Origin of the sequence: Leptolyngbya sp. Heron Island J (assembly GCF_000482245.1) — a bacterium.
GTDB lineage: Bacteria > Cyanobacteriota > Cyanobacteriia > Phormidesmidales > Phormidesmidaceae > Leptothoe.
Window position 1 is genome coordinate 71,169 of sequence record NZ_AWNH01000053.1, and the last position, 26,442, is coordinate 97,610.

Consider the following 26,442-nt stretch of genomic DNA (forward strand, 5'->3'; position numbering starts at 1 on the left):
TTGACCTATGAGTTGTCATGATCAGGTCTCACAGTGATGATGATTTTTCCTTTGGTGTGCTCTTCCCCAAAAGATTGCAGAGCTTCTGAGGTTGCTCCTAATGGATACCATCTATCAATCACGGGGACAACTTTGCCAGATGCCAGCAGCTCGCTAATCACAGACAGATCCTTTTCCTCTATTTGTGTGATTCCCATAAATGAGAGTTGCTTACGTCCAAATTTCGACAACATTGGTCCCACAAGCAATGCCTGAAGAATTTGAGCCAGTTCTCCTCCAGCCGCGACATAGATACCTGTAGAACCCAAGACCCTCCGGTAATCAAAAATCGAGTTATAGCCATTTGCCGCAAAAATCAAATCATACTGCTGCCCGTTGGCAGTCAGATCTTCTCGCGTATAGTCGATAAGGTGGTCTGCACCAATTGAGCGGGCGGTATCCATATTTCGAGGGCTACATACAGCCGTTACAATTGTCCCGAAGGATTTTGCTATCTGAACAGCAAATGTCCCCACACCACCAGAGGCCCCATTGATGAGAACCTTTTGCCCTGGCTGGATGCGGTCTTTAAGCGCTTGCAGCGCTGTCAGGGCCGCGACAGGTGTGGCGGCAGCGGCCTCAAATGACACGTTAGCCGGTTTTAGCACCAACTCGTGTTCATCAGCACATGCATATTCTGCAAATGAACCTTGGGCGATTCCGAAGACTTTATCCCCTGGCTGAAACTTTGTGACGTTATTGCCGACAGCCTCAACCCGACCGGCTACGTCTAGGCCCAGTGATGTCTCTTTGGGTTTGAAAAGTTCACCATTCATTAAACGGATTCCCATGGCTCCTCTTAATCGATGCCAATCCAGGGCGTTAACAGATGCCGCATAAACCTTGACTAAAACCTGATTATCACTGGGTACGGGTTTCTCGATTTCTATAAGTTCAATGGCATCGGGGGAGCCATATTGTGTGTATACAATCTTTTTCATCTCGCTCCCCTTTCTTTTTTGAATGTTCCATACTCAACTGCGATCTGTTCTTGCATTTTCTGGTTATTAGTTTCGGTTGACATGACTCCATTCCTGCTGCTTGTGTTTATCATCCACACAAGCAGCTTATGGGCAAGACAGGATAAGCGTCATACCACTCAGGTATTAGTCGAGGAGTAATTGCCAGGGAAATGAGGTGATAGGAAACCTAATAACTACGTTGAGGACAAAACCCCCAAAACACGGGCTTTCGCAACGGCATCTGCCCGGTGATGAGCATCGAGTTTGCCGTAAATATTTCGAGTATGGACTTTCACGGTATTCACCGAAAGGAATAGTGTGGTCGCAATTTCCTGATTAGTCTGACCATCGGCTATGAGGTGGAGCACTTCGATTTCTCGCTTGCTTAATGGTTCGAGCAATCCGGCTGTTTGAGATTGTTTTTTGGATGTTTTTTTGTGTTCCAATTCGTTCAGAGGAAAGGCAGCTAACACACGCTGGACATAGTTAGGTGATATGTTGCGAGCAAGGACCTCATAGAGTAAACGCGCCATGGGCTGGCCTTCATTTATAAAAATACGGAGATACCCCTCAGTTTCTGCCAGGGTAAAGGCACGTTCCAAAAACTGAACAGCGGAGGAGATATTGTTGTGTGCTTCATTTATAATTGCTTGCAGGATGAGGATCTCAATCATGCTGCCTGACCTGCTTCCCGCTTCTGCCGCTGAGTATAGTTGTGTCAGCAGTGCGATCGCTTTTTGAAAAGTCTCCTCTGTCTGGTCACGTCTATACTGAGCGATAAGTACTCTGGCAAAGGTGATGTACTCGAATTCTTGCAAATAGCTGAGTTCGTCATCAATGGACAGACCTTGCTCACGTACCCAGCCGAGGGCTGCTGCCAGTCTGCCTTGTCGGAGCCATACCCGCGTCTTCAATGCAGCAACAGGATATACATTAGGAACAGGACTTCTATGGTAGATCTGTTCCGCCTCATCGAGTAACGTGAGAGCATCATTCAGCTCTCCCTGCTCTACATTTAATTGAGCCTGAACAAGATATAGGCCATAGGGCCATTCTGGTAATGCGGCTGGTTTTCCGAGTGCCTCGCATTGCTGCAGGTGATGTTGAGCCGCTTCTTCGTTGCCCTGTTCATGATACAGCTGGCTCAACCCGAGATGTAAGTCAGTTGTGCCCACCGGCTCGCCTTGTGCTATCGCAAAGAGTAAAGCCTCTTTATAAATATTGACGGCGTCCAAAAGACGCCCCTGGGCAATCTTTATGCCGGCCAGTGTATAGGCCCCACTGATGGCGAAAAGTATATGCCCTGTCGACCGCAAGCGTGCGATCGCATCGGACATATACTGAATAGCCGTCGCCAACTCTCCATTTCGCCAATAAGCCAGACCTAGCAGAGAGCTTGCCAGGCCAGCGATATAGTGATTCGTCTCAGAGAGAAGGTTGAGGGTTTGCCGGGCATGTTTAATAGTGGCAGCATTATCGCCAAGTGCCTGAGCATGAAACGCCCAAGCAAGACCTAATAACCCTTGTTGCGAACGGAGTATTTTCTCATTCTGATGGCTGAAAGCAGCCTTAAGAGAATCGCTAGTGTGGACTGCTAAGAAACGATCTGCGTCCTTCAGGTGGTCCTCTGCAGCCCGTAACTGGCCCGAGAAAAGAAACTCCCAGGCCAGGCCAAGACTGAGCATAGTCCGGGTTCGTACTAACTCATCTGGCAGAGTCTGCACCCATTCTGTCCAGATTGCATTCTGATAATAGGAGCCAATATTCGCTGACCATTCTAGTTCGATCAGATCCGCCGCGTGCTCGAAATGTTGGGCAGCGAGGGCATGGTGGATCGCCTTAGCCCGAAAATTATGCTGCTCGTACCAGGCACATGCCCTTAAATGTAGCTCAGCTATCTTATCGGACTGCCCCTTAGTTAAGCGTGCCTGCAGAGCATCCGTGAGCAGGTGATGATAACGATACCACTCACGTTTATCATCAAGGGGCACCAGCAACAGATTTGTACGTTCTAAATATTCTAAGATTTCTTGGCCTGGGGTAGAAGATTGGGGCAGAACAGCATCACAAAGAGAACCACATAGGCGCTCAAGAATGGATGTGGATAATAGGAAGTGCTGAATACGTTCGGGCTGTTGTTCTAGAATCTCTTCAACCAGATAATCCAGCACAAAATGATGGCTACCGGAGAACAATCGGATAAAGTTGGCCGTGTCTGGATGGCCTTGTAAGGAAATCGCGGCCAACTGCAGTCCGGCAATCCAACCTTCAGTGCGGTTTTTAAGGGCAGTAATCTCTTCTACCGAGAGATTGAGATCCATTTTGTTAAGAAATTCCGCCGTTTCGACTTGGCTAAAGCGTAAATCGAGAGCGCGTAGCTCGGTCACCTGCCCCCGCGCACGCAGGCGTGCCAGGGGCAGCGGTGGGTCCTTGCGGGTAGCAATAAACAGGTGCATGGATGGCGGCAGGTGCTGCACCAAAAATTCCAGTGCCTGATCCACCGGTTTGGAGTCAATCAGGTGGTAGTCATCAAGGACAAGAATGAAGTATTTGGAAACGGTCGTAATCTCATTGATCAGCGTCGTTAAAATTGAAGTGATTGGGGGTGGTTGGGGTGATTTTAAGGCACTTAAAACCTCTTCACCGAGTTGAGGAGCCCCCTCGACCTTGCTTAAGGTAAGCGTTTGCAAGGCAGACACCAGGTAAACCAGAAAGCGAGTTGGATCATTATGCTCCTCATCTAGTGACAGCCAGGACACGGGTTGTTTACAGACGGCAGCCCATTCGCTGAGCAACGTTGTTTTGCCAAAGCCCGCAGGAGCAGAGATCAGGGTTAGCTTGCAGTGTAGCCCTGTATTCAGTCGTTTAATCAGGTACGATCGCACCACAGCATTGGGTCGTGGTGGTGGAATATACAGCTTGGTGGTTAAAATCGGCCTGTACATTCGTTAAGTTATAAAACACTTAAAAACAGTTGGATGAAACTCATGGGGCCAGCACCACACTCACTGGAAACAATGCCCGAAAAAATATATTTTGTGTAGACATGTTTTTTGTAAAAGGTGATTGTTTTTAGGAAGTGGTTTCAACCATCGTCAAATATAGCGCTTCTCGCTTGAGATGAATACATGCTGGTGAGGCAATGGGCAATAGGTCACGGGTAATGATGATGGTACTCATCATCGACGTAGTCAGAAAAAGATGTTGCTGTGACGTTGTAAATGCTTTGGGTAAGCAAGCGTTACTTCACCACTGCGTAACTGAGAAGCAGAATCCTCTCAGAATATAACTCAGATCCCAGGAATCTCAGGGCAATCTCACCTGCCTGCTCCGAATGTGCGTCCCGAAAAAACGTCTTCTGAGTAATCCCACCCACCAGGGTCGGATGTACCAGGAGGTGGAGTTCATCGACTAGTCCAGCCCTGAGCAACACCCCGTTCAGCGTTCCTCCACTGTCTACCCGCACTGCGGTCGTCCCGAACTGACGATGCAGGACGTCGAAGGCTTGCCTGTAGTTCACGTGCTCCTTTCCCGCCGTTATAGTCTTGATACCATTGCGCTTCAAGTACTCGACATGGTCAGGAGGTGTGCTCTTGGTGCACAAAGAAATAAAATCCTTCCAATACGGCTGTTCTCGCCAATAGTGCCAGCTCTTGAGTCTCCCGCGACTGTCTGGAACTACCAGAATGGGGCGTGAATCGTCTGCACTCGGTGAGATCGTGGATACTTCGGATGCCTCATCTTCAGGTATCTCATCCGGTACATTGAGAAGGGTATCACAGCCCACGAGGGATGCATTTTCACTCCAGCGTTGCGCCAATGAGTAGAACAAACCCATATCGACAGAGAACCCCGTAGTTCGACCATCCAAGCTCGCCGCAGTATACAGAATCACTTTCGGTTTCAAACGATCTCCTCCTATTGACTAATGTTACTCAGCACTCACCGCCATTAAACTTCGCCGTATAACCCTGTAATTCTTAGCGATCAGAGTGCATGGGTCTATGTTAGCTTGTGTAATTAATAGACATTACAATGATCGTAACAACTCTTTCGATATTGTCATATCATTGGGTTAGAAGGTACAAACCAACCTTGTTATCCTGGCTTTCTAATTCTGGAACAAAAAGATAAAGGTCTTATGAGGAAATCGAAGAAACTGGCAGGATTTTAGCAAGACTAGTTCAGCTATAGAAAATTGCCTTCTACGATAGTTGTCGGTGTCGCCTAACGTTTCGATTGAGCAGCTGAAAGCAACTCCACCATATAACAACGGCAGTCACTTTACAGTCCGCTCTAACCAGATTGTTATGCCACCACTAATATCTAAGGATCTGTAACCGTTTTTCAAGGGCATTACTCAGGGTGAGAGCATCGCTCAGAGCAAACGTGCCCCGAATCTCCATAAGGCTGACATTATCAAGAGAGTCCAGATCGAACGGACGACCACCGCTATCTTCTATCAGCTGTGCCACAATTGCTTTTGCTGATTTGTCGTTGGAGATGATTCTTGATAAAGATACAAATGGGTTTAGAACAGTGGCTGGCGGAGCTGATCGCGATCGCCTGCCAAAGCCGCAAAATAATGTTGGGTTGCTTTATCTAGGCCAAACAGGTCTGAAACAGCCATTTGGTCGATGGTTAGGCTTACCAGTTTCCAAACATCATTCTCCTGTCGGAGCTGAACCACCTGCACTGCATGGGCTAGCAAGTGAGGCGTATCAATCGTTTCAGTATCTGGTGCCATTGCAAACTTCAGGACATTGAGATAGGCCACTGCGGTGGCAGTGCCATCGGGATTGCCATAGACCAAAACATTGTTAAGCTGGTGGCGAATGCCATCGAGTAAAATCGGAGCGTTTTCCTGCCAGAGTTGTTTGAAGCTATCTCGATCCAGTCGCTTTGCCAACCCATGATCAAAAACAAAATCCTCAGTCAAAATGGCATTCATAACGTCATAGCGGCGGGTATCAAAGATCAGTTCTAGTAAATGTAGCTTTTCGATAATCTCCAGCTTGTCTGCAGCGGATAGAGCCGGTGTTGCTGTGGTGTATTGCGCAAAGAGTGCATCGGGCAGCTGTGTGGACAGCCGTGCTTGAGTCGGGGGTTGAACCGTCATGATAGTTAGACCTCTAAAGATTTTGGTTCAGAGCTGATCGCAAGTAATTGCGCTCTGCCGTCATTGATTACAAGATATTTGGATTACAATACCTTGAGAAGGGGTTAAAAATCACTTCTTTATCCACTTTTTTTCATCAATGAGCCATGAAGAGCCTGTCTAACATTCAGACGTTTGTTCGCGTTGCTGAAGTAGAGAGCTTTGCCAAGGCCTCGAATGTTTTGGGGCTATCGACTTCAGCGGTGAGTAAAGCCGTCGCTCGGCTAGAGGCGGATTTAGGCGTCAAGCTATTTCACCGCACTACACGCAGTGTTAACCTGACGCCGGATGGAAGCCGGTTCTATGAAGGCTGTCAGCAGTTGTTGATCGAATTTGAGGCGCTTACGGCTGAAGTGCAGGGCAATAAAGCGACTCCCCAGGGACGCTTGACTGTCAGTGTTTCTCCCGCCTTTGGGCGTATCTGCGTTGTACCCTTGCTTAAGGCGTTTACCCAAACATTCCCTGCCATTACGTTGGATATTTCTATGGACGATCGCGCGGTAGACTTGGCTGCTGAAGGGATTGATATCGTACTGCGAACTGGCCAGCTCAGTGATAGCGCTAACCTAATTGCCAGTCGTTTGGTGGCCTATCCCATGGGCATCTGTGGATCACCGGACTATTTTGATCAGCATGGAGAACCGCACCATCCCGATGAGCTAGCAGAGCATGTGTGTCTGAATTTTCGTAATCGTGATACGGGACGGCTTTACCCCTGGATGTTTCATGTAGCGGGAGAACAGAAGACTTACAGCGGCAGTGGGACTGTGGTATTGGATAATGCTGATGCGGTGGTGAGAAGTGCGATCGCAGGACTGGGCATTAGCCAAATGCCGTTGTTTTTAGCAAAAGATGCGATCGCCGCTGGCACCTTAGTTGAAGTGCTAAGACCCTATCGCCCGCCAGAAATTCCCATTTGGATTTGCTATCTTGATCGCCGCTTCGTTGCCACTAGAATTCGTGCCTTTGTGGAATTTATGACTGATCAAAAGGAGACTTTTATAGAGAGATGTGCAGTGTAGTTGAAGATAGTGACGAATTATGTGGCGATCGCTATGGTGAAAGAAACCATTGCGGCGTCACCTGATTGGAAAGACTCAATCCCTATTGTCCTCACTCCTAATTGATTTGAAATCTGCGATCGCTAAATCCATAAATATCCTCACTCACGACCCGCAAAGATGAATGAGTAGCCATGACACTACTATAGCACCGCATTTAGTGTCAGTTTATTTATGCAGTCATGAAAATAACCCTCAAAGTTACTCCTAATGAGCAGGTTAAGATGGCTAATGCACCTAGCGGTGCGGTACCTAACAATTAATACAGCCCAGCATATTATGCAGAGTTAATCGCATCTGTCCAGTATTGAAATGTCTCACCACCAATCTGGTCGCTGTCTTCTTGATAAATCTTCTGTAGACATTCATAAAATGCTTGAGCTTCCTGTATGAAGCCGAAAGCCATTAAGCATTTGAGTATTCGGGTAATACGAAGATAGTTGTGGTTGAGCATATTTACCCATTCTTGCTTGCGATCCGGGTAGTTTTCCGATTTCTCCACAACTACCTTGCCTTGTTCATCCTTAGAGATCGCTAACCCATAGAAATGAAGCATCACAGAGAATGACTGGAACAAGTTTTTCTGTAGATGAGGATTTTCCCTAAATGCTTGGATAACATCCTCATCTACAACTGGAGCATGGAGATTAAAGTGGCTTTTCTCGGCAATGGGAAATAACCATTGAATGTAATCGTGAGCACACTCTAGTTCCTCAAAATCCCATGCCCACATTTGTTGTATTTTGCGCCCCTCAAGGTCTGACTTTTCACCCTGATAGAATGGCACGATCATTGCTGTAAGTTTTTGTTCGGAGTACATCAAAAAATACCTCTGCAATTTTCAGATATTTGCTGAGGGAGAGACGTAACATGGAGCTGGGCGGCAGCCAACATTTTTGCACCAAAACCCAGATTACTCATTCCGTCCGCTCCTGCATAGGATCAGGTAGCAGATCAATAGTATTTCTCATGTCCGCCTCAGGAAATATGTTAGGCCACAACACGACGCACAATCTCCGGCTTTATGCTTGAAATAACATCAACGTAATGATTAAGGCAACAAAAACCATAGTGTCTGAATGGACCTGGGTAGTCAGACATTGGAACCTAACGCCGAGGATGAACGAGCGGGGAAATAATTCTTTCGAGCAAAGCGAGCCACCCAGCTAATTCCGCAGTCCATCCGTTTGTTATGCCACGATACATCATCAGGCAGTCGAGTCTTCAAAGTAGCGTCGCACAAAAGTATTGTACGCCCAAGCTAAATCACCGTCGAATCTGTCGTCCGATTTAATATTAGCGCGGAGCAGTTCGATTCCATGCAACACCGAGTCTGATAGCTGCAGCATTTCGTTATCTTCGGGAACAAATTGATGTAGGGCGGCAGACACAGCATCTAGATGGTTGGAAATCCAGCATCCTGAACCGTCGAATTCATCTTGAAGCATAGCCAAAAAGAGAATCAGGATCCCCGATCGAATCAAGCGATCATCATCACGGCCAGTTTCAATTCGGTTAATCAGTATCCAGTAGGGAATCGCATAGTCATTGGCATAGTCGAGGTCGCCGATAATATGCCGGTATACGGCGAGTTCGTGAAACAGGAAGCACACATCACGCGTCAGTAGTTTGTAAACCGCCGCGTCGTTGTCTTCACGTTGTGAATCATCAAGTCGTAAAGGAGTGGTCATGATTGCAACGTTCGATTCACGCAAAGACTCAGTGGAATAATGTCTAAGAGCACGGGGCGGACTAACGCGAGTGATCAACGTAGCCCGCTCTGGCGCATTGCCTCGTTATCCGTCAATTATCGCGTTGACCAATAGTCTGCGCCAACCTCGTATCTGAGTTTGCGAAGGATGTTTCCAATCTGAGAAAGCAAAGGATCGAGTTGCGACTGTAGTTGTTTTTTGTTGCATTTGATCAGGAAATGATCTTCGTTTTCGTCTGGGTTGCTTTCGCGCAAGTATAGCCAGTCGCCAAGTGCAAACGCTTCCATTTCCCAGCCTTGGTCTATATCCCAGAAGATTTGTCCATCATCAGTTGCCTTGATTTGTTGTAAGAAGCTGTCAGTCTCTGACATGGTGTCATACCACGGGAAGGTCATCGCAAATAATCCGCGTTGGAGCACAAGCGGTCGCATCCAGAAGTAATGGCCTTGTTGATCGCAGTCTTTGCCGTGCAAATCCGCTAACCGCAAGACGTCCTTGTAATAGGCGACAAGTTCGGGCACATCTTCCGCGACCACACCGGAAAGGATAAAGTCACCGTAACGTTCCACGTTTGGTGAGTAGAGCGGTTCGCGTGCGGTTTCCCATTGTTCCGGCGTGAAATCGTTTTCAGGGCCAGTGTAGAACGACGACGCAATCAGAAACCCGATCTCAACGACGATGTTATCGGCTACCGTTGTGTTGTTGATCCAGTCGGGCGAATCCATAACTGTGTAGGCTTTGCCAGATAACTATTTATTAGGGGAAACTTGCCACCTCTCTACCCCATACGGGTAATTAGGTTACAAGCTTCAGTATAATCATCCCTCCTATATCGGACCCATCCTACTTAGGATTTATTTATCATCCGGTCCTCTATCTTGAGTCCATGCCACCGTCTGAGCCTCGTCCTAGAAAACTACTTGATCAAGTACGTGATGCTATTCGGCTGAAGCATTATTCCTATCGAACTGAGGAAACCTACGTTCAGTAGATTCGTCGCTACATCCTTTTTCATAACAAGCGCCAGCCCTGCGAGATTGGTGCTACCTGTCAGGATTTCGAAAACAGAATCATTTTCTCAGGGCAGCCACAAGGGCATGCCCCTACGAACAATGCTCCATTCAGCGTGTGACCTCACCTACTGGCCACATTTGAGCACAACAGTCTCTGAAAACTGTTGTTGTAACTCCGTCAATGTCTCAGGGCTAGGAGCCTGGCCAAAGGGATTTCCCAGCTCATCTGGCTTAGGAATTATAGCCAGGGTGGTTTGATCAATATCAGTCACCACCACCACCTGGGCAATCTTGCGCTGATTCGCCTGACTCTTTTGGTACAGATCGGTATAGGGCTGTACTACAGCAGTCTGCCATTGGGCCGGGGGGCAATAGCTTTGATCAATAATAACAGTAACCTCTGGCACTTGCACAGCATAACGTAACCCCAGACCCAGACCACCAAAGGCTAACCAGCCCAGGCTAAGAGTACTAATCAAGCGTTTTGTCGGATTGTTGGGGGCCATTACAGATTTACCTGGAATAAGTCCTTAAACAAGGTTTGTACATTTTCGGGATTGCCTTGCTTCACCGTTGACTCCCGCAGACTGGCGATGGCCTGGAGTTCAGCCTCATTAACGTTACCGTAGGCAATGGGATAGAAGCGCACATCGCTATATTCCATAATGTCTTTCACATCGCGGAATAGGTGTCCTTCATTCACTTCACCATCGGAGAGGAGTAACAGATAGAATCGACCATTGGGGTCATTGGCTCGTTTTTCCATCAGGTCAGCCAAGGCCACCATAACGCCATCGTACATCGCCGTGCCGCCATCAGCTTGGAGCTGGTCAATGGCCGCCAACAGTTTTTTCTGCTGTAGCTCATCATAGGGAGTAAGAGCCAGACGGCGTACCGGCTGGTCAGCAAAAGTGACTAACCCCACCTGGTTACCCTGGTTGATTTGCTGGCTAGCAACCCGCAAACCGGCCTGGACCGCCTGCAGGGGTTCGCCATCCATGGAACCGCTGGTGTCAATCACCATTTCGAGATAGACGGTGCGACCGCTGTCTTTGTTGATTTTCCAGCTCGACTGAGCTGCTAACAGGGTCTCTCCATCGGGGATAGGAGGATGGGTCGCCTTGAGATAATCGGTATCCACAAACCCTTGATTATTGGCCAGTTGCACCATGTCAGGAGACTGGGCAAAGGCGGCAAACTGTTGCAGGGCAGCAGCGGTTTCAGGGTTGTTCCAGTCAAAGCCCACGAGAGGATTGTTGTGGGGAATGCCAAAGGGGATAAACTCGGTGGATTCAAACCCAGCCACCTGTTTAAGGGCCAGGTAGTTTTGATATTCCAGGGGGAATGCCTGGAGTTTGGTCTGGTCTCTCAAAAAGAGTTCTTGCAGCTCCAATGTGGTGGGTGTGGTGATCAGCACCTGGGATTGAAACTGGTCAAAGACGGATTTTACCTGGGGGGTTTGCAGCTCAGCTTTGGTCAGTGCCCCACCGTCCTTTTGGTGACCGGCCGCTCGCCAATAGAGGGTATATAGCAAGTTCAGGGCCGTAGAACTTTTATAGGGATTGGGATAGGCCACGCTGACTTGACCAGCGGCAATGGCATTGAGCAAACTATCAAAGGAAACGTCCCCGCTGCCCTGGAGCTGCTGGTACACATCGCCGGGGACCACCCATCCGGCGGTATTAGCCACCAGGCGTTCAGCTACCGGGGTAGTCTTAATGCCCTGGCTTATGATCATGGAGACCCACAAATCGTTGGAGGGGCTATAGCCTGCAGGTTGGACGGCCCCTGCACCAAGCAGGCGAGCGGCTGTACCCGAAGCGATTTTACGGATACCCACCTGGATGACTTTACCGGAACTGCTCTTTTCTTGACGCTGGTTAAAGGCCTCGGCTACCTCTACTAACCAACGTTCATTTTGTCGGTCAATATTGGCCTTCTCAGAGGAGCTGTAAATTTCTAGATAGACCTGATCGGCCTGGGGTGAGGCTCCATAGATGGGGAAATCGTCAATGTTGGGCAGGGGTTCTGCAATTTGATCGACGGTATAGCGGCTGGCCAATTCGTCGGGGACTAAATTGCTAGCTACGTTAATGTTAGGTAGCACCTGCTTGTTCAGGGCAGATTGGGCGGTTTCTAGAGAAGTAACCGGTGATTGACAGCCCCCCAAAAAACTCAGCCCCAGGGTAACCATCAACCCGAGAGCGGCACTGATGAGAGTGCGGTAAGTGCGGTTTGGAATCAGTCTTTTAAACATTGATTGTCAGGATTAAAAAGCTGTTGGCCGGGTATCTAGGCATTTGGCAAGTCATACCAAATCCGAATTCAGTAACTCCGATTGAAAATGGAGAACCCCGTAGGGGCAATCCCTTGTGGTTGCCCTGGGATATCGGGGGCAGGTAACCAGGATTTTGTATCAGATTTAAGCGTCTAAAATCTCTTTGTTGGCGGCAATTAAGGTTTCTAAACGCTGGGGCAAGGAGGTGTCTCCCTGGGAGAGGCTAGCCAGGGCCACCTGGTCTTGTAGCTGCTGCAGTTGCTGGTGGGTTTGCTGCATACGATCGCAACTTTGTTTCAGCTGCTTTTTAGCCATTTGCTGATAGGTGGGGGTTTGAATTTGGGCCTGCACCTGCAGACCATCGGCCACCTGCTGAGCCAAATTAACCACGGTGTATAGCGCCTCCAGCAGTTCGGTGCGCAGGGCAGGTTCGCGATCGCAAATACGCACCGCAAAGGTTTGTGATTGCAAGGCCCAATCTTTGACCGGCTGCCAGGTCCGATAGCTATCGCGAGCAACCTTAGTCTGAATAGCTTCAATCCGCCGTTGAAAGCTCATGGGATTGAGTAGGTCGCTGTGGTCATTGGCCACAACGGCTGACGAACGATAGCCCGTTATCCAGCTACCGGCCATGGCCGTTGCCACCGCCCCGCCCCCAATCCAGGCCACCGGGCGGTTACCAGCAAAGGCAATCAGCAAACCATAGCCAAAAGCTGTCCCCAACAGTAATACATACGTCTGGGGGTGTCGTCCTAAGGCTGGCCAGTTGATTGGCATAGGGGTGCGCCTCCATGCGCTTGAGTAAAAAAGCCCAACAGTCACACTGACTACAGCGTGGCTTTCTCAATGGTAGTGGAAGGAGTCGCTAACCAGTCATAGCAAGAAAATCAACGGACCATCCCCAAGCGGCTTTCAAAGGAATGGCCAGTTGATCGGCACAGAATTTACGCACAATCCGTTGCTGAATCCCGATATCACTTGAATCAATGTCACTTGCTCAATGATAGTGAGGGGGCTAGCTGCCAGGGGCAACAAAAACCATTATCGGGGGTTAAGCAGATGCTAAAGCATCAACGGAGGACGTAACCTGGTGATGAATCACCAGTTAACTGGCTAGTCAAACATACGGTACAGATGAAAAGGGTTATGCAGTTCATAACTAAGGTTAGGAATCTTGTTCAGCTGTAGTGCGTTGTCTGGTGAGTGCAGGTAGGTTGTACAAGGATGAAGGTCTGGGTTTGGTGGATGGGTGGATGGGTGGATGGGTGGATGGGGAGGCTAAGTTTTTGGCCATGCTTTATGGCCTCTCGAAGTCTTGAAAGATGAGGGCGGGTACTTTTTTCTCAAATACAAATTCGCTGTAGTCTGCTAAATCATCAATACCGAGCATCGACAATACAATTTCTGCAGCAACCCATACAAACAACTTGCATAGGGAAAATCTCCATCGACTATCCATGGTGGCTTTCTAGAGTGACAGATGCATCGTAGGAAGATCGCCCATCAGGGAAGCCATAACGACGGTTATGAATCTAATGTGCTTGATGAAAATCAGACCGGCGCGATCGCTTTATCATAGAAACGCCCAGTTCGTGGTGTGAACGTGCGTGTTAGCCGCCTGACAAAACGATGGTTTAAACCGCTAAAGCTGCTGATGTTAGCCCTGGCGGTGCAGGTTTTGTGCTTGCTGTTGTGGGGCTTGACCTGGCCACAGTCAGCACCGATCAACCTGTCCTTTGTGGTCCCCCAGGATGAGGTGCAGCCCTGGGAAACTGTCATTACTGGCTTTGAAAAAGCTCATCCTAATATTCGGATTAATCTAGTCACCGATCCAGAGACGGGCTACACCACGGATCAGCGCGAAGCCATTTATACAGCGGATTTTCAAGCGGATGTCGCCCAGTACGATCTGGTATATATGGACATTGTTTGGCCGCTACAGTTTGCCGATCGTCTACACGATTTAACTCCCTATATTGAGCAAGATGAGCTGGACCTTTCAGGGTTTTTAGCCACTGAAGTCGCGGCTGGTGAAGCGGATGGTCGCCTGTATCGCTTACCCATGCGGGCGGATGTCGGGGTTTTGTACTACCGCCAGGATCTGCTCAAACAGGCGCGGATGACGCTGCCAAATACCCTGACTGAACTATCTCAGATGGTGAATGTTCTCAGACCATCGGTTGGCTATCTGTGGCAAGGTAGCCGGTATGAAGGGTTGGTTGCTAATTTTGTCGAAGTGATGCGCGGTATGGGCGCTACGTGGATTGAGCCAACGACGGGAGCGGTGGGCTTAGATACTGCAACTACCATCAAAGCGGCGACGTTGCTTAAGCAGCTGATTCAACAGAGCATCTCCCCAGATGAGGTGATTACTTACACTGAAAAGGATGGTCTGCAGCGCTTTATGGAGGGGCAGACACTGTTTCTGCGGGGCTGGCCGTATTTTTGGGAGGAGATCCAGCGTTCAGAGCTAGCGGATAAGGTTGCGATCGCACTTCCCTTTTCCTTTAACAACACCCCTGGGATCGGCTGTCGTGGTGGCTGGGGGTTTGGGATTGCCCAGAATGCCGCTCACCCTGACACAGCCTGGGAGGCAATTAAATACTTCACCAGCGAAGCTGCCCAAAAACAATTTGTCCTCGCCTCCGGCTTTTTACCCAGTCGTTCCAGCCTATTTCAAGACCCAGACATTGTGGCGAAATACCCTCAAATGCCATTGCTGCTGAACTATCTGGAAAATTCATCCACATTCCGTCCCTTTATCAAAGAATACGGAGCCGCCTCCGAGATTTTACAAACCGCCCTGGGGGATGTGCTTAGCGGTCAGCGGACTGCCGAAACTGCGATGCAGTGGGCTCAAACGGAGACGGAGAAATTGCTGCGTCCGTTATCCCAGGGCGGTTAAAGGACTGTTCAGCCAGCCGCTGCCGAGCCATCCACCACTGCCAGCCCACAAATAGTTGCAATAGCAACAGTCCTACATTAGCAGCCAGGAGCCAACGAATCTTGGTCTGCTCCTGGCTTGCTTTACTGATATTAGACCGCACGGGATTGAGCAACCGCGCTAGCAGTACTTCAGCATTGAGGGGGCGTTGCCCTGGAAAGGGAGCCATCATGTCATCTAGCAGTTGGGCAAACCAGTCGTCGATGGGCTGAACCGCCTGCTCCAACCAGGTAAGCCGTCCGGTGGTGTCATCTTCAGGGAGGTCGATGGGGTGTTTGCCGGTCAGTAAATAAACCAAGGAACGGCCCAGGGCGTAAAAGTCAGACTGCGGTACCGCCCGACCGTTGATTTGCTCCAGGGGCGTATATCCCGGTGATACCACACTGGTAATGTCTCGCTGACCCGCCACTTTGGCAAAGTAGGTACTGGTCATGGGGCGTACAGTACCAAAGTCCACCAGAGCCAGCTGTCCGGTGGGTCGCAGCATGATGTTAGCGAGCTTGATATCTCGGTGAAACAGTTCTTCTTGATGGAGCTGGGCTAGCAGGTCCACCAGCTGTTTCATCCAATCTATGGCCGTTGCTTGGTCAATCGGGCCATGTTGTTGCAGCCACTTATCCAGATTAATCCCCTGGATATTCTCCATCACCAGGCAAAATAGCTGACGGCCTTCAATCTCTAAAGAGAAATAGCCATCGGGGTCTACCTGAGGTATGCCAGGGTGTTTAAGACTTTGCAATGTGGCAGCTTCGCGTTCAAACAGGGGCTGCAGAATTTTCTTTTTGAGCACCTTGAGCACTTTGGTTTGCCCCTGGTCATCAATTTCAAACACCTCAGAGGGTTCCCATTCATCTAACTCCCGCAGCGGTCGTAGCAGTCGATAACGCCCTTCTATCAGCAACGGCGTCTGACACGATTTGCAATGGGACAGTCCGTCGGGGTTATCGCGATGACCACACCGGGGATTAATACAGTAGCTCATGGCTGCTCCGGGCTGGTCTTAGGGTAGCTGTTCACGCACATATTCCATCACCACAGGAATCAGGGTAAAACCAGCAGGGCTTTTTTCAATTAGGGACTTGCTCAGCAGGGCACTAATAGCGGCTAGACCATCTGGGTGCTGAATATCTTCAATGGACATAGGCTGGGCTTTCTCAGCCAGCTGACCCAGAATATCTTGTTCTACGGCGGACAGGCGTTCATACTGCTGATCAATCAGATATTTGATATCGCCAAACATGGTGCGGCCATGTCTGCGGAAGCGATCCACATCGCCGTCAAACAATTCCTGAATGGTCATGGCAACAATTCTCAGCATGAGCGGGTTACCCCGATACTGGTTGATCAGGCCTTTCCAGTGAGGTTTACCTGATCCTGGCAAACGTTCTGCCACTAGTAGCTGGGCCGCATCATCGTACTTTAGACCTCCTAATTCTAAATAACGAATAGGGCTATTGGCCGCTCTAGAGCCAGCAAGTTCTCGGTTACGTTCGCGGCTGGTGACAACAATACAGCTTTGGTGGGGTTGTTCACCCAAGCGTTTTAACAGTTCGCGATAGTTGCTGTAATCTGGCGCATACTCGCTGACCAGACTGCCGCTGCTGAGAATACTTTCTAGATTGTCAAGCACCACCAGACAACGGTGTTGTTGCAAGTATGCCATCAGGGCACCGAGCTGGTCGTACCATTCATCAGAATGGGGAATGACATCGTCAGGCAATTCATTTAGCCACTGTCCTAGCACGTTTTCCAGCGTCGGTCGGTGACGCAGGGATTGCCAAATAACGCCGTCAAACTGAGTTTGCACGACCTTGGCCAAGGTAATCGCCAGGGAGGTTTTGCCCATGCCCACGGGGCCAATAATCGACACAAATCGGCAGGCGGATGTGCCTAGCATCCACTGCTGCAGCTGATCCAGCTCGACTTGACGGCCATAGAGCACCGGGACATCGGGCATTTGGTCCCAGTTGATAGCGACTTGGGTGGTACGGTAGCCTGCGGCTTCTAGCCAGTCGGCCACATCACGCCAGCTGTCTAGGGCGTTGCGATCGCGCCCCGTCAGTTGCTCTACATAGCGATACAGCCCCTGACTCAGGGCCACCTCCACCGTGCGGGCTTCAATCCCCTCATGGCCAGAGATTTCAGCAGGACTATGTTTCAACAGCAGTCCCCGCAGCCGCGTTTTCTCTAAATCTGTGAGCCCATAGCGCTTATGGGGCATCTGTTCAGACTTAGCTTTCGCCAAATCCCCGTAAAGCGGCTCTAAATTCCACTGTGCTGACGCTTGCTCAAAAAGCTGTTCTGTAGCCATCGATAGGACAACGAACTATGAATGATATTACCCGATCGTCTTCAGGGATATGCACCTATACATGATCAGCACCAGCATTCAGACCAAAAGCTAGGCTCACCCCTCCACTCCCCATCCCTATGCCCTACTCCACACTTCATAACCAAATCCATAACCAGCAACAGCCTCTAACCAACAACCACCCCGCCTAATCTGAGGTCATACGCACCAGAAATGAGCTTATGATTGCCTTCAAACAAACAAACTGGCGATTTTTTGCTGCTGTCTGCGCCTGTGTTCTTTGTCTTAGCATTGGCCTAGCCCAGGCAGCCACCCCCTTCTTTTGGGACTCCATTGATGTGGATATGACCTTAGCAGCCAATGGTGATTTGTTAGTAACAGAAACACAAACGTATGTGTTTACAGACAGTCACAGTAATGAACGGTATCGCTATATTCCGCTAGAGGGAATTGATAACATTGCCGATGTCACCGTTTATGAGAACAACGAACCTCTAGCCATTGAAACTGGTAATCGCAATAACAACTATTGGATTCGCTGGCAGCATCCCTTAAATATCCCCGCTACCCATACTTTTGTGATCAAATACCGTGTTGTTGGCGGTGTACAAGTAAAGGGTAACCGCAGCCAGCTGTATTGGAATGCGCTTTTCCCTGAGCGCAGTGCTGCCATTAATCGCGGTCGGGTGACGCTGCAGGTACCAGAGGCATTGGCAGATCAGGTGACTAGTTTTCAGGGTGAAGGAGTGGCGAGTCGCGATCGCAAACTCAACCCCACCACCTTCGAATTTGTTGCCCATGGAGCCCTCGAACCCCAACAGTTTTTAAACATCCGAGTAGAGTTCCCCACCAGTGCCCTCGATGTCTCACAAGCCCAGACAGACTATTGGCATGCCAAACCCTCATCCCTAGTAGTATTATTTAGCTGGGCAGGCCCAGGCACCATTCTTATCTCCATTATTGGAGCCATCATAGCTATCAGAAAACGCTGCCCCAACTGCGGCAAACTTACCCTACAGCGCACCCATCGAGTTGTGAAAAACGCAACCCGCTATAGCCGAGGTCAAAGAGAAATCAGCCACACCTGCCAACACTGCAATTACGATCGCAAATTTAACCGCACTATTCCCCGCAAATCATCTTCTTCAAGCTCCCATGGTGTTTGGGGTGGTTACGATGGCGGCAGCAGCGGCGGCAGTGGTTGTAGTAGCAGCGGGTGCGGCGGTGGCGGGTGCGGTAGTGGCGGGTGCGGTGGCGGCGGTTAATGCAAACAGCGCGAACCATGAACCAACAACTATGAACCACCAGCAAACCGAACTTTACAATCGTCTTCAAACCTATTCCCTCGACCAGCCCGGTGCACAGTTTTCCTTTAGCCAACGCCTGGCCCAGGAAAATTGTTGGTCATTTATGTACACCTGCAGAGTGATTGAAGAGTACAAGAAATTTGCCTTCTTAGCCTTGGCCGCCGGACATCCTGTCACCCCGTCCGATCAAGTGGATCAAGTATGGCACCTACATCTCACCTATAGTCGCTCCTACTGGCAAAATTTTTGTCCCAACATTTTGCAAACACCGTTGCACCATGAACCTACCCAAGGGGGAGGCGCTGAACAGGAGAAGTTTGTTGATTGGTATACCCGCACGCTAGGGAGCTATCGACAATTCTTTGGAGAAGCGCCACCCAAAGATATTTGGCCCGATCCGAGAGAGCGTTTTGGACAAGAGTTAGAATTTGTACGCATTAATCTGCAACGCAACTGGCTTCTGCCTAAACTCAGTGGTGCTAAAGGGCTATCTGCAGCACTGCAGAAAAAAATTAGGGGTTAGTTTTAAATAAAAGTCTGAGCGTGGAGTAGACAACTTTTAACTGGCACAACATCCACATTGCAGCTGATTCGTTAGGATAGCCTTAAAGGCAAGCGTGCTTCATGCACATCAACTCATGGGAGGTCGGTCTGATGTTAAAGGTTATACCAGCAGCTTTACTCATAGCGGTTTCAGTGTCTGGGTTAACGGGTCTGGCCCAAGCAGAACAGCCCCTCACCCAGGGCGATACTTACCCAGTGATTAGTCAATTAGAGCTTCGCGATCGCACCGTCACAATTACCTCTCACCCCAGCGGTTATCGCTACTCAATCGCAGACAGAGCTGGCACTGTTTTAAGTGCCGCCCTCACCGAGCAAGAAATGGCTGACCAGTATCCTGGGCTATTTGACCTGCTGCAACCTGCCGTAGCAGGAGATGACGACTCTACGCTGATGATGCTCGCTCCTATCGCGGAGTAACCTAGTTCGACGCTGGAGAATTCCACAGAATCTCAGCTTGTTTCCTCCACCCAAGGCATATCCACAGAAAAGGTGGTTCCTACACCCACCTGACTTTCCACCTCAATTTTGCCGCCATGGAGTTCTAAACATTTTTTAACAACAGCTAGCCCTAGGCCGGTCCCAGAAAATGACTTGACATTTTGACCACGATGGAAGGATTCAAAAAGGTGTTGCTGGTCGGCAGCGGGCACACCAATGCCCTGGTCACTGACCTGGAAACGCGTGTGTCCCTGTTCCCCCCAAATCGTCAGTTGAATTTCGCTTTCTGGGGGCGAATACTTGATGGCATTGGTCAGTAAGCTCATCAACATAGCTCGCAGCAGGCGTTCATCCAAACAGGCCTCATCACAGGTGCCTTGTTGTTGCACAATAATATGGTGCTGTGACTGAGTATTAAACTTGACTTCTTCTACCAGATGCTTACAAAAGGATTGTAGCTCAACCGTTTGAGGACAAAACTCTAACTTGCCTGCTTCGGCTCGGGTCAGTAGCAAAATATCAGATAACAGCTGCGCCATGGTTTTGGCTGCAGACTGAATACGTCTGAGATTACGGGATCGCTTTTCCTCAGACCAGGTGACATTGCGATTATCCAGTAGCTGCGCTGATACTAGAATCGCACTCAGGGGTGTTCTTAGTTCATGGGAAGCTAAGGAGAAAAAGTTGAGTTTGAGATCGGTTAGTTCCTTGGCTTGTTCAATCTCTTTATAGGTGGTTTCAATTTCTTGCAGGCGATTTAATTCTGTTGTCAGCAGCTTTTTTGTGGTTTCTAGCTCGGTGGTTTTAACCTGTAAGTTTTCAGTTAGGTTTTTGGTTTCTATCTGTTGTATCTCTGATTGTTTCTGGTTCTGTCTGAGGGTTTGCATTAACCAGCTATACAAAATCCCTAAAACAACACTGCCAAACCCAGCTACTAATCCCATTAACCACAGATCATTATTAATACTGACACTGGTATCAGCCATCTCCCACTGACGTTCTGTATTGCTTTCATCCAGTAGCACCTGTAAAGCCAGGTGAGCATCGACTCTGGCTTCGCTACTTTGTTGAGCAATCTCTAATTGAGTCGATAGATCCAGCTGCCCGCTGTTGTATTGTTCAAGGGCTTCTTCTAATATTTGAATGTGGTTTGCAGCAGCTCCTATCAGGCGTTCCAGGGCTTCTCTATAGCCTAAATCATCTTCAAAGGCCATTTCTTGTTCAAAAATAGCCTGCTCTGTCTCCAGCTCCTCCAGATAGCCGCTCACTAGTTCCAGCTTTGTTTGGTAGAACTCCAGGGATTCTTCATCCCCTGTGGAGAGATAGACCTGATAGCTGGACTCAGCTTCCGCGATCGCAACCAGTAGACCATTTAGATAGGTATAATCATCAGCTTCTATCTCAACCCGCTCAGGATGGACCCTTTCCACAATGGCATTACGGGCCAATAGGGCCGTGCTCAGTAGTGCCGCAATCGCCACACCAAAGCCCACAGTTAGCCATTGCTGAGTACGTAAAAGGTTCATCGGACAAAAGGAAACCAGAACGGTCTCTATACTGAATCATTATCTTGCAGATCCACAATAATCTAGACAGCGCGATTTAACCGTCGTTATAGTCAGAGTAACGGCCATTGCTGATTATCAAGGGTCAGCAATGCCAAGTAATTAACTGGCAACATTTTCCCATGCGCATTCTCTTAGTCGAAGATGACCTGCAGCTAGGTGAGGGATTGAATGAAGCGCTGACCGATGAAGGCTACGTCGTAGACTGGGTCACGGACGGCGAAATGGGTTGGGTGCAGGCAACGGATTTAACCTATGACCTGATGGTACTGGATGTCATGCTGCCCAAAATCAACGGCATTCATCTGTGTCGACGGCTGCGGGAAACCGGTAGACGGCTACCCATCCTCATGCTCACAGCCCGAGATACCAACACCGATAAAGTAGCTGGCCTTGATGCTGGTGCCGATGACTACGTTGTTAAACCCTTTGATTTGCTGGAATTATTAGCCCGACTGCGAGCATTACTCCGTCGCGGCACATTGCAGGACACTGGCACCATGCTGGCCTGGGGTCAGACTCAGCTCGATTCAACCACCCATGAGGTTTTCTATGATGGTGCGCCCCTGCAGCTAACACCTAAGGAGTTTAGCCTGCTGGAACTATTTTTGCGTAGCGGCAGACGGGTGTTAAGTCGGTCAGTTTTAATTGATCAGTGCTGGTCTCCCCAGACGCTTCCCGACGAAGAAACGGTTAAATCTCATCTCAAAAGCTTACGCCAAAAGCTAAGAAAGGCAGGCGCTCCCTCAGATTTTATTGAGACAGTGCACGGGGTGGGGTATCGGTTGAAGCAGTTGTAGGGTTGAGGGCGACTAACCGATTTCTACCCGAATTATTCCCTGGATTCTTCCAAACCGTTCTCTAGAGTAGGTGACGTAGCCTCAAGGAAATGCTAATTTCCAAAAGATTATGAAACTTAAAACTTTGTCTACCCTACTAGGTGCGATCGCATTAGTTGTAATGCCTTTAACCCGTCAGGCACACGCTGAAGAATTTGCCTGTCCCACCGAGTTTGATGGCGTTGAGCTGAGCGAAGAGCAACAAGTACAACTGCAAGCATTAGAAGCGCAGTTAGACAATAGGATTGAGGCTATCATGCCTACAACTCCTGAAACAGAAGCCCAAATAGAGCAGTTAGAAGACTCCTTTGAACAACAAATTTCATCAATGCTCTCCCCTGAGCAAGAACAGCAAGTTGCTCAGCTCGATGCTTGGGCAGAAAGCACCATCGCCAGCGTCGCGCCTGAAGTGCTAGAAGATGAGGTTGAACCTGAACTAAGTGAAGATCAAGAAGCAGCCTTAGATATGATTGAGGAAGAGTACGACCAAACACTACAGAGCATCCTAACTCCTGAACAGCAGCAACAGGTGAATATGCTAGAAGAAGAACTGGATGCTGAAGTAGAAGCATTTATGCCAGAACCCAGCGCGGAGCAAGCCGCTGAAATTGAAGCAGCAGAAGTAGAGTATGAACAGAACGTCATGGCTATTCTGACCCCTGAACAGCTGCAGCAAATTGAAGACAACCTCATAGCATGCGGCGCTAAGTTCTAAATCTCAGACACTCCTCTAACACACAACCTACACTAGGACTACATAAAGGCTCTCTAATATTAGAGAGCCTTTTGCTATGGCAGGTGCAGGAGTGCTAAGACAAGTTTAGGAATTCAAATTGATTTTGAACAGGTTCATGTAGTCTTCCTGCCTGTAAAATCCGTTATTGACAAATTGCCAATGTCCTTCCACCTGACCATAGTCTCCTAACACAGTTTGAAATTTATCTTGATCAAAGCCTGAACCACACAGCAACCAAGTCTCATCCAGATTCGCTGATACCTGTTGTAGCTCTAGCATCGCCTCCGGCGTCGTAATATTACGGCTTTCGCAAAGCTCGCGAATGTTAATCATCGCTGCATCACCCTTGTGGTAATACTTCAGAGCATTGCTAAACTTATCTGGATTGACCAATTCCATCGAATAAATAATGACGTCACCGGGCTGTTCATTCTGATTAACAAATTCAAATAGGGCTCGCCAATCTTGCCGGTCTTGCACATTGTAGTACCGGGCAAGACCCATCATAACGATGACGGCGTATGCGATCGCAATGACAGCCGCCACCACCCGATGCATTCTCACAACCCGAACCAGCCCAGCTGCCAACAGAATCAGCAAATATGGAGCCGTATAAAAAACATATCGATCAAACAACATCCGAGAGGAAACAGCCCCATGCACAAACCAGGGTATAAACGCCCAGGCTGCCGCCCAGAAAATCCGAGATGCATGCCGATTTTTATAAAATGCAATTCCCATGACACTGATCATGACCAACGTATACGCTTGTAAAACCCGGCTTTCCAAAACCGAGGTCGATGGGAAGGGAAATATCGTAAACTTTCTAACTTTTCGAAACAGGTCTAAGGGTAAATTAAATGAAGTTGTTCTTTGAGCGGCAGCAACATTTTCCACTAAGCCAAGGGCTTTTTTGAGAAACGGCAAGGCATCAGCCACCAAAGAGGAGACAGACGGCAAACACAGAAGACAAAGTAATAACAGCCATTTCCCCACCTCTTTAAATACCTGCGGGCGTCTGCGAAATGTTAGCCCTAGCAAAATCAGATCAGGGACTAGTAGCGTTATATTTAGAGGTGCTGTCAAAAAGACTAAACTACGGGCAATCGACCAACCGGCCAAGTATTTTGCCCTAGGTGTTTCCAACGCTAGCGCCAGAAAAAGGCTACCCAAAATCCCGAAAAACATCCCCAAGCCATACATGCGCACCATTTGGGAAAAGTAGATAGACATGGGTGACAACGCTAACATTAGCGCCGCCACAATCCCAACCGTTACCCCTGCAATTTTTCGTCCCAGATGATAGGTTAAAAATACGCTACCAACGCCAACCAAAACAGAGAGGGTGCGCAGCCAAATCTCACCTTGCCCCAACAGCGTCCAAATCCTCAAAAGAAGATAGTAAATTGGCCGAACTTGTGAAAACCTACCAACAATTTCTAAGGGATTGAGGTCAATTTGCAGCGCATCATACACACTGTAAAGCTCATCAATCCATAGACTTTCCGCGCCCAGCTTATAAAAGCCTAATCCTGTTGACACTAGCAGCACTGGAACGATTAATATCCATGGTTTCTGGGATGCTAAGCTACCTAAGTTTGCTAGCCGTGAATTCGCAGTAATTGTCATCCTAAACTTTGGCTATAAAAGGGTTTGAGTTCAGCTCTTCAAAGATATAAAAACATCATTGTTTCTAGCAGTTTAAAATCGGCTAGCTCAGCTGGCGTGTCTAGAATTGTACATAGTGACAGCCGTAAATCAAGATAAACGCAAGGGTGACAATGTCTCAAAGTAATCGCAGCAACACACGCTGTGCCGTGTGGCTCCGTTAGATCAGTGATGTCTTCAACACGTCTTGATGAGGTACGGACCATTTTCAATAATCTTACCCAGATTAGCCATATCTAGAATAAGTACAAATACGGCAATAACTTTGTGAACACTGACTCAGTACAATATGTGCCACAAAACAGGGTATTAAGGTGAAAAGATATCAGATTGGTTACCGCTTAGTTAACAACAGTAGCTTAGAGCCTTGCTCATATTGATATTTCTCTTCTAAGGTGTACTGGCTCTCAATTTGTTGCTCAAATCTGGGATAGTTATCCTCATTCACCTTTAAGGCCAACCACAAACGAGCAGGTGCATCTGGGAAATCGGCTAGCCACTGGCTGATTTCAGCATCACTTTTCACCCCCCGGGTCTTATTGGAATAGACGGGTGCAGTGCCCTGGTAGTAGTGACTTAAGACGACCTTGCGAGCAAAGAAAGCCCAAACAACTATATCTTCAGGTTGTTCATTTTGTTCAATTGTTTCGACAACAAATTTATAGTCAGGTCTATCTTGTACGGTATAATATCGCATCATCCCACCGCCAGCTGCGATTAAATAGATCAAGGCAATCGCTACAGCCGCCGGTCGCCATTGTCGCCATAGTCGGGACAATCCAGCTGCAAGCACTACAAATAGGTAAGGGCTGACAAAGAGTAAATAGCGATTTACCCAAATGGGTATCGACATAAACGAGAAAGCAATGATTGGGACTAGCGGTAGGGTAAACCAGGCGATCGCCCAGAGGACACCCGGTGAACGATGTTTCTGTAATACTGCCAGGCCGATCATACCGGCCACTAAAGCGGTTACCAGTCGATAAAAATTGGCAGCCATGGCATTGGCTTGAACTGAGAAAGGCCAGACTGTCCAAAATTTTAAGGTACGTACCATATTGGCTAATTCTGGAGGATTACGACCAGGGTGGTGAGATGCGTAGGCAGAGTCTGGGGCAATGGCCTGAAAGACCGATAAAACAAAGGGAGACCATAACAGCAGTAGGAGAACCAACCAAATTCCAAAGCGGATTAACGCTGGACGGTGCTGGCGAAACCGCAGCCCATAGACACAGACATCAGCGAATAACAAGGTGACATTGAGCGGCACTGTAATAATCGCTAATAAGCGGAGAACACACCAGCCAGCTAAGGTGACATGACTGGGATTTTTGAGTTTCTCTCCGGTCACTGCGTTAGCTAAAAACAGAGTTCCAGCTACTCCAAGGCAGGTGGAGACCACATACATTCTCACTTCTTGGGCATGGTTGATGAATAGAGGAGAAAGAGTCAGCATGCCCGCTGCAATCAGTCCTTCTTTTTCTCCTATCAGCCGACGCCCTAACCGATACAGCAGAAAGATTGTTGAGATCGCAAAAATAACTGATAGACTCCGCAGCCAGGCATCACTGTTACCCAACCGCATCCACAGCCCTAGCAATATAAAATAAAGCGGTCTGACATCAAATTTCCAATGGGAGTCGTGCGCATCTTCAATACTGGTTAATTCATCAATCCATAATCCCTCAGCATTGATGCCGTAAAAATATAAGACCATAGCCAGGAGCATCACCAATGCAATTGGTACCCATTGGTTAAGATTGAGCCTGGCATTCTGATAATTTTTTTCAATAGGTCTGAGCCGATTTATATCCATTTAACTGAATCCTCTCAGTAGGACTATTTAA

General features: G+C 48.6%; 24 protein-coding genes. 7 read left to right on the forward strand and 17 right to left on the reverse strand.

All coding sequences use genetic code 11. The annotated features are described in order from the left end of the window. Positions 1 to 5: 5 nt before the first annotated feature. The 5 genes from N836_RS54780 to N836_RS54795 form a co-directional block, all read right to left on the reverse strand. Positions 6 to 980: an NAD(P)-dependent alcohol dehydrogenase gene (locus N836_RS54780; protein ID WP_023073340.1), complete on the reverse strand. Its 975-nt coding sequence runs from the start codon at positions 978 to 980 to the stop codon at positions 6 to 8. A gap of 215 nt (positions 981 to 1,195) precedes the next feature. After that, positions 1,196 to 3,946 carry a LuxR C-terminal-related transcriptional regulator gene (locus tag N836_RS54785; RefSeq protein ID WP_023073342.1) on the reverse strand — a complete coding sequence of 917 codons (2,751 nt, stop codon included), beginning with the start codon at positions 3,944 to 3,946 and terminating at the stop codon, positions 1,196 to 1,198. Between the two features lie 296 nt (positions 3,947 to 4,242). Then, on the reverse strand, positions 4,243 to 4,908 hold the full coding sequence (locus tag N836_RS54790) for a dihydrofolate reductase family protein (RefSeq protein WP_023073343.1): 666 nt from the start codon (positions 4,906 to 4,908) through the stop codon (positions 4,243 to 4,245). A gap of 412 nt (positions 4,909 to 5,320) precedes the next feature. Beyond that, entirely contained in the window at positions 5,321 to 5,476 is a 156-nt protein-coding gene (locus N836_RS76570) for a hypothetical protein (protein WP_023073344.1), read from the reverse strand. Positions 5,477 to 5,532: 56 nt separating this feature from the next. Continuing rightward, positions 5,533 to 6,120: a nuclear transport factor 2 family protein gene (locus N836_RS54795; protein ID WP_023073345.1), complete on the reverse strand. Its 588-nt coding sequence runs from the start codon at positions 6,118 to 6,120 to the stop codon at positions 5,533 to 5,535. Between the two features lie 146 nt (positions 6,121 to 6,266). On the opposite strand from N836_RS54795, the gene N836_RS54800 reads away from it, so the two are divergent. Next, positions 6,267 to 7,181 (forward strand): LysR family transcriptional regulator, encoded by a 915-nt coding sequence (locus N836_RS54800; RefSeq protein ID WP_023073346.1) that lies wholly within the window; start codon positions 6,267 to 6,269, stop codon positions 7,179 to 7,181. Between the two features lie 316 nt (positions 7,182 to 7,497). On the opposite strand, the gene N836_RS54805 is transcribed toward N836_RS54800, so the two are convergent. The 7 genes from N836_RS54805 to N836_RS77060 form a co-directional block, all read right to left on the reverse strand. Next, positions 7,498 to 8,040: an opioid growth factor receptor-related protein gene (locus tag N836_RS54805; RefSeq protein ID WP_023073347.1), complete on the reverse strand. Its 543-nt coding sequence runs from the start codon at positions 8,038 to 8,040 to the stop codon at positions 7,498 to 7,500. A gap of 388 nt (positions 8,041 to 8,428) precedes the next feature. After that, positions 8,429 to 8,911, reverse strand: coding sequence for a hypothetical protein (locus N836_RS54810; protein WP_023073349.1), 483 nt, complete (start codon positions 8,909 to 8,911; stop codon positions 8,429 to 8,431). 116 nt (positions 8,912 to 9,027) lie between these two features. Next, the gene (locus tag N836_RS54815; RefSeq protein WP_023073350.1) at positions 9,028 to 9,657 is read right to left on the reverse strand and encodes a hypothetical protein; all 630 of its coding nucleotides are present in this window, start codon (positions 9,655 to 9,657) and stop codon (positions 9,028 to 9,030) included. Between the two features lie 413 nt (positions 9,658 to 10,070). Continuing rightward, positions 10,071 to 10,451, reverse strand: coding sequence for a hypothetical protein (locus N836_RS54820; RefSeq protein WP_023073351.1), 381 nt, complete (start codon positions 10,449 to 10,451; stop codon positions 10,071 to 10,073). Further along, the gene (locus N836_RS54825) at positions 10,451 to 12,202 is read right to left on the reverse strand and encodes a vWA domain-containing protein (RefSeq protein WP_023073352.1); all 1,752 of its coding nucleotides are present in this window, start codon (positions 12,200 to 12,202) and stop codon (positions 10,451 to 10,453) included. Before N836_RS54825 ends, N836_RS54820 begins: the two co-directional genes overlap by 1 nt. Positions 12,203 to 12,367: 165 nt before the next feature. After that, positions 12,368 to 13,000, reverse strand: coding sequence for a hypothetical protein (locus N836_RS54830; protein WP_023073353.1), 633 nt, complete (start codon positions 12,998 to 13,000; stop codon positions 12,368 to 12,370). 520 nt (positions 13,001 to 13,520) lie between these two features. Then, a complete protein-coding gene (locus tag N836_RS77060) occupies positions 13,521 to 13,682 on the reverse strand; it encodes a hypothetical protein (protein ID WP_200867427.1) in 162 nt (53 codons plus the stop codon). Between the two features lie 138 nt (positions 13,683 to 13,820). Between N836_RS77060 and N836_RS54835 the strand changes: the two genes are divergently transcribed. Next, the gene (locus N836_RS54835) at positions 13,821 to 15,128 is read left to right on the forward strand and encodes an extracellular solute-binding protein (RefSeq protein ID WP_152532153.1); all 1,308 of its coding nucleotides are present in this window, start codon (positions 13,821 to 13,823) and stop codon (positions 15,126 to 15,128) included. On the opposite strand, the gene N836_RS54840 is transcribed toward N836_RS54835, so the two are convergent. Together N836_RS54840 and N836_RS54845 are read right to left on the reverse strand one after the other, a co-directional pair. Then, positions 15,040 to 16,149: a serine/threonine protein kinase gene (locus N836_RS54840; RefSeq protein ID WP_023073356.1), complete on the reverse strand. Its 1,110-nt coding sequence runs from the start codon at positions 16,147 to 16,149 to the stop codon at positions 15,040 to 15,042. The two genes, N836_RS54835 and N836_RS54840, sit on opposite strands and share 89 nt — an antisense overlap. Positions 16,150 to 16,167: 18 nt before the next feature. Continuing rightward, complete coding sequence (locus tag N836_RS54845; RefSeq protein ID WP_023073357.1) at positions 16,168 to 17,478, reverse strand: NB-ARC domain-containing protein; 1,311 nt, start codon at positions 17,476 to 17,478, stop codon at positions 16,168 to 16,170. Between the two features lie 221 nt (positions 17,479 to 17,699). Here N836_RS54845 and N836_RS54850 point away from each other — a divergent pair, with 221 nt between their 5' ends. The 3 genes from N836_RS54850 (at position 17,700) to N836_RS77065 (ending at position 19,766) form a co-directional block, all read left to right on the forward strand. Next, positions 17,700 to 18,743, forward strand: coding sequence for a DUF2207 domain-containing protein (locus N836_RS54850; protein ID WP_023073358.1), 1,044 nt, complete (start codon positions 17,700 to 17,702; stop codon positions 18,741 to 18,743). Next, the gene (locus N836_RS54855; RefSeq protein ID WP_152532154.1) at positions 18,655 to 19,308 is read left to right on the forward strand and encodes a glycine-rich domain-containing protein; all 654 of its coding nucleotides are present in this window, start codon (positions 18,655 to 18,657) and stop codon (positions 19,306 to 19,308) included. Before N836_RS54850 ends, N836_RS54855 begins: the two co-directional genes overlap by 89 nt. Positions 19,309 to 19,439: 131 nt before the next feature. Further along, positions 19,440 to 19,766 carry a hypothetical protein gene (locus N836_RS77065; RefSeq protein ID WP_152532155.1) on the forward strand — a complete coding sequence of 109 codons (327 nt, stop codon included), beginning with the start codon at positions 19,440 to 19,442 and terminating at the stop codon, positions 19,764 to 19,766. A 32-nt stretch (positions 19,767 to 19,798) separates the two neighbouring features. Here the strand turns inward: N836_RS77065 and N836_RS54860 are convergent, their stop codons facing one another. Beyond that, complete coding sequence (locus tag N836_RS54860; protein ID WP_023073361.1) at positions 19,799 to 21,313, reverse strand: sensor histidine kinase; 1,515 nt, start codon at positions 21,311 to 21,313, stop codon at positions 19,799 to 19,801. 161 nt (positions 21,314 to 21,474) lie between these two features. On the opposite strand from N836_RS54860, the gene N836_RS54865 reads away from it, so the two are divergent. Further along, positions 21,475 to 22,152, forward strand: coding sequence for a response regulator transcription factor (locus N836_RS54865; RefSeq protein ID WP_031292953.1), 678 nt, complete (start codon positions 21,475 to 21,477; stop codon positions 22,150 to 22,152). A gap of 109 nt (positions 22,153 to 22,261) precedes the next feature. Beyond that, a complete protein-coding gene (locus N836_RS54870) occupies positions 22,262 to 22,906 on the forward strand; it encodes a hypothetical protein (protein ID WP_023073363.1) in 645 nt (214 codons plus the stop codon). Between the two features lie 105 nt (positions 22,907 to 23,011). On the opposite strand, the gene N836_RS54875 is transcribed toward N836_RS54870, so the two are convergent. Together N836_RS54875 and N836_RS54880 are read right to left on the reverse strand one after the other, a co-directional pair. Next, a complete protein-coding gene (locus N836_RS54875; RefSeq protein ID WP_023073364.1) occupies positions 23,012 to 24,556 on the reverse strand; it encodes a glycosyltransferase family 39 protein in 1,545 nt (514 codons plus the stop codon). Between the two features lie 373 nt (positions 24,557 to 24,929). Next, positions 24,930 to 26,411 carry a glycosyltransferase family 39 protein gene (locus tag N836_RS54880; RefSeq protein WP_023073365.1) on the reverse strand — a complete coding sequence of 494 codons (1,482 nt, stop codon included), beginning with the start codon at positions 26,409 to 26,411 and terminating at the stop codon, positions 24,930 to 24,932. Positions 26,412 to 26,442: the final 31 nt, after the last annotated feature.

What these genes read in the sequence shown, in the direction of transcription:
- N836_RS77065 (WP_152532155.1), top strand. Translation starts at nt 19,440, where the DNA reads ATGTTAAAGGTTATACCAGCAGCTTTACTCATAGCGGTTTCAGTGTCT.
- N836_RS77060 (WP_200867427.1), bottom strand. Translation starts at nt 13,682, where the DNA reads ATGGATAGTCGATGGAGATTTTCCCTATGCAAGTTGTTTGTATGGGTT.
- N836_RS54855 (WP_152532154.1), top strand. Translation starts at nt 18,655, where the DNA reads ATGGCGGCAGCAGCGGCGGCAGTGGTTGTAGTAGCAGCGGGTGCGGCG.
- N836_RS54780 (WP_023073340.1), bottom strand. Translation starts at nt 980, where the DNA reads ATGAAAAAGATTGTATACACACAATATGGCTCCCCCGATGCCATTGAA.
- N836_RS54795 (WP_023073345.1), bottom strand. Translation starts at nt 6,120, where the DNA reads ATGACGGTTCAACCCCCGACTCAAGCACGGCTGTCCACACAGCTGCCC.
- N836_RS54800 (WP_023073346.1), top strand. Translation starts at nt 6,267, where the DNA reads ATGAAGAGCCTGTCTAACATTCAGACGTTTGTTCGCGTTGCTGAAGTA.
- N836_RS54845 (WP_023073357.1), bottom strand. Translation starts at nt 17,478, where the DNA reads ATGGCTACAGAACAGCTTTTTGAGCAAGCGTCAGCACAGTGGAATTTA.
- N836_RS54850 (WP_023073358.1), top strand. Translation starts at nt 17,700, where the DNA reads ATGATTGCCTTCAAACAAACAAACTGGCGATTTTTTGCTGCTGTCTGC.
- N836_RS54865 (WP_031292953.1), top strand. Translation starts at nt 21,475, where the DNA reads ATGCGCATTCTCTTAGTCGAAGATGACCTGCAGCTAGGTGAGGGATTG.
- N836_RS54870 (WP_023073363.1), top strand. Translation starts at nt 22,262, where the DNA reads ATGAAACTTAAAACTTTGTCTACCCTACTAGGTGCGATCGCATTAGTT.
- N836_RS54810 (WP_023073349.1), bottom strand. Translation starts at nt 8,911, where the DNA reads ATGACCACTCCTTTACGACTTGATGATTCACAACGTGAAGACAACGAC.
- N836_RS54815 (WP_023073350.1), bottom strand. Translation starts at nt 9,657, where the DNA reads ATGGATTCGCCCGACTGGATCAACAACACAACGGTAGCCGATAACATC.
- N836_RS54875 (WP_023073364.1), bottom strand. Translation starts at nt 24,556, where the DNA reads ATGACAATTACTGCGAATTCACGGCTAGCAAACTTAGGTAGCTTAGCA.
- N836_RS54840 (WP_023073356.1), bottom strand. Translation starts at nt 16,149, where the DNA reads ATGAGCTACTGTATTAATCCCCGGTGTGGTCATCGCGATAACCCCGAC.
- N836_RS54820 (WP_023073351.1), bottom strand. Translation starts at nt 10,451, where the DNA reads ATGGCCCCCAACAATCCGACAAAACGCTTGATTAGTACTCTTAGCCTG.
- N836_RS54825 (WP_023073352.1), bottom strand. Translation starts at nt 12,202, where the DNA reads ATGTTTAAAAGACTGATTCCAAACCGCACTTACCGCACTCTCATCAGT.
- N836_RS54880 (WP_023073365.1), bottom strand. Translation starts at nt 26,411, where the DNA reads ATGGATATAAATCGGCTCAGACCTATTGAAAAAAATTATCAGAATGCC.
- N836_RS54830 (WP_023073353.1), bottom strand. Translation starts at nt 13,000, where the DNA reads ATGCCAATCAACTGGCCAGCCTTAGGACGACACCCCCAGACGTATGTA.
- N836_RS54860 (WP_023073361.1), bottom strand. Translation starts at nt 21,313, where the DNA reads ATGAACCTTTTACGTACTCAGCAATGGCTAACTGTGGGCTTTGGTGTG.
- N836_RS54785 (WP_023073342.1), bottom strand. Translation starts at nt 3,946, where the DNA reads ATGTACAGGCCGATTTTAACCACCAAGCTGTATATTCCACCACCACGA.
- N836_RS54805 (WP_023073347.1), bottom strand. Translation starts at nt 8,040, where the DNA reads ATGTACTCCGAACAAAAACTTACAGCAATGATCGTGCCATTCTATCAG.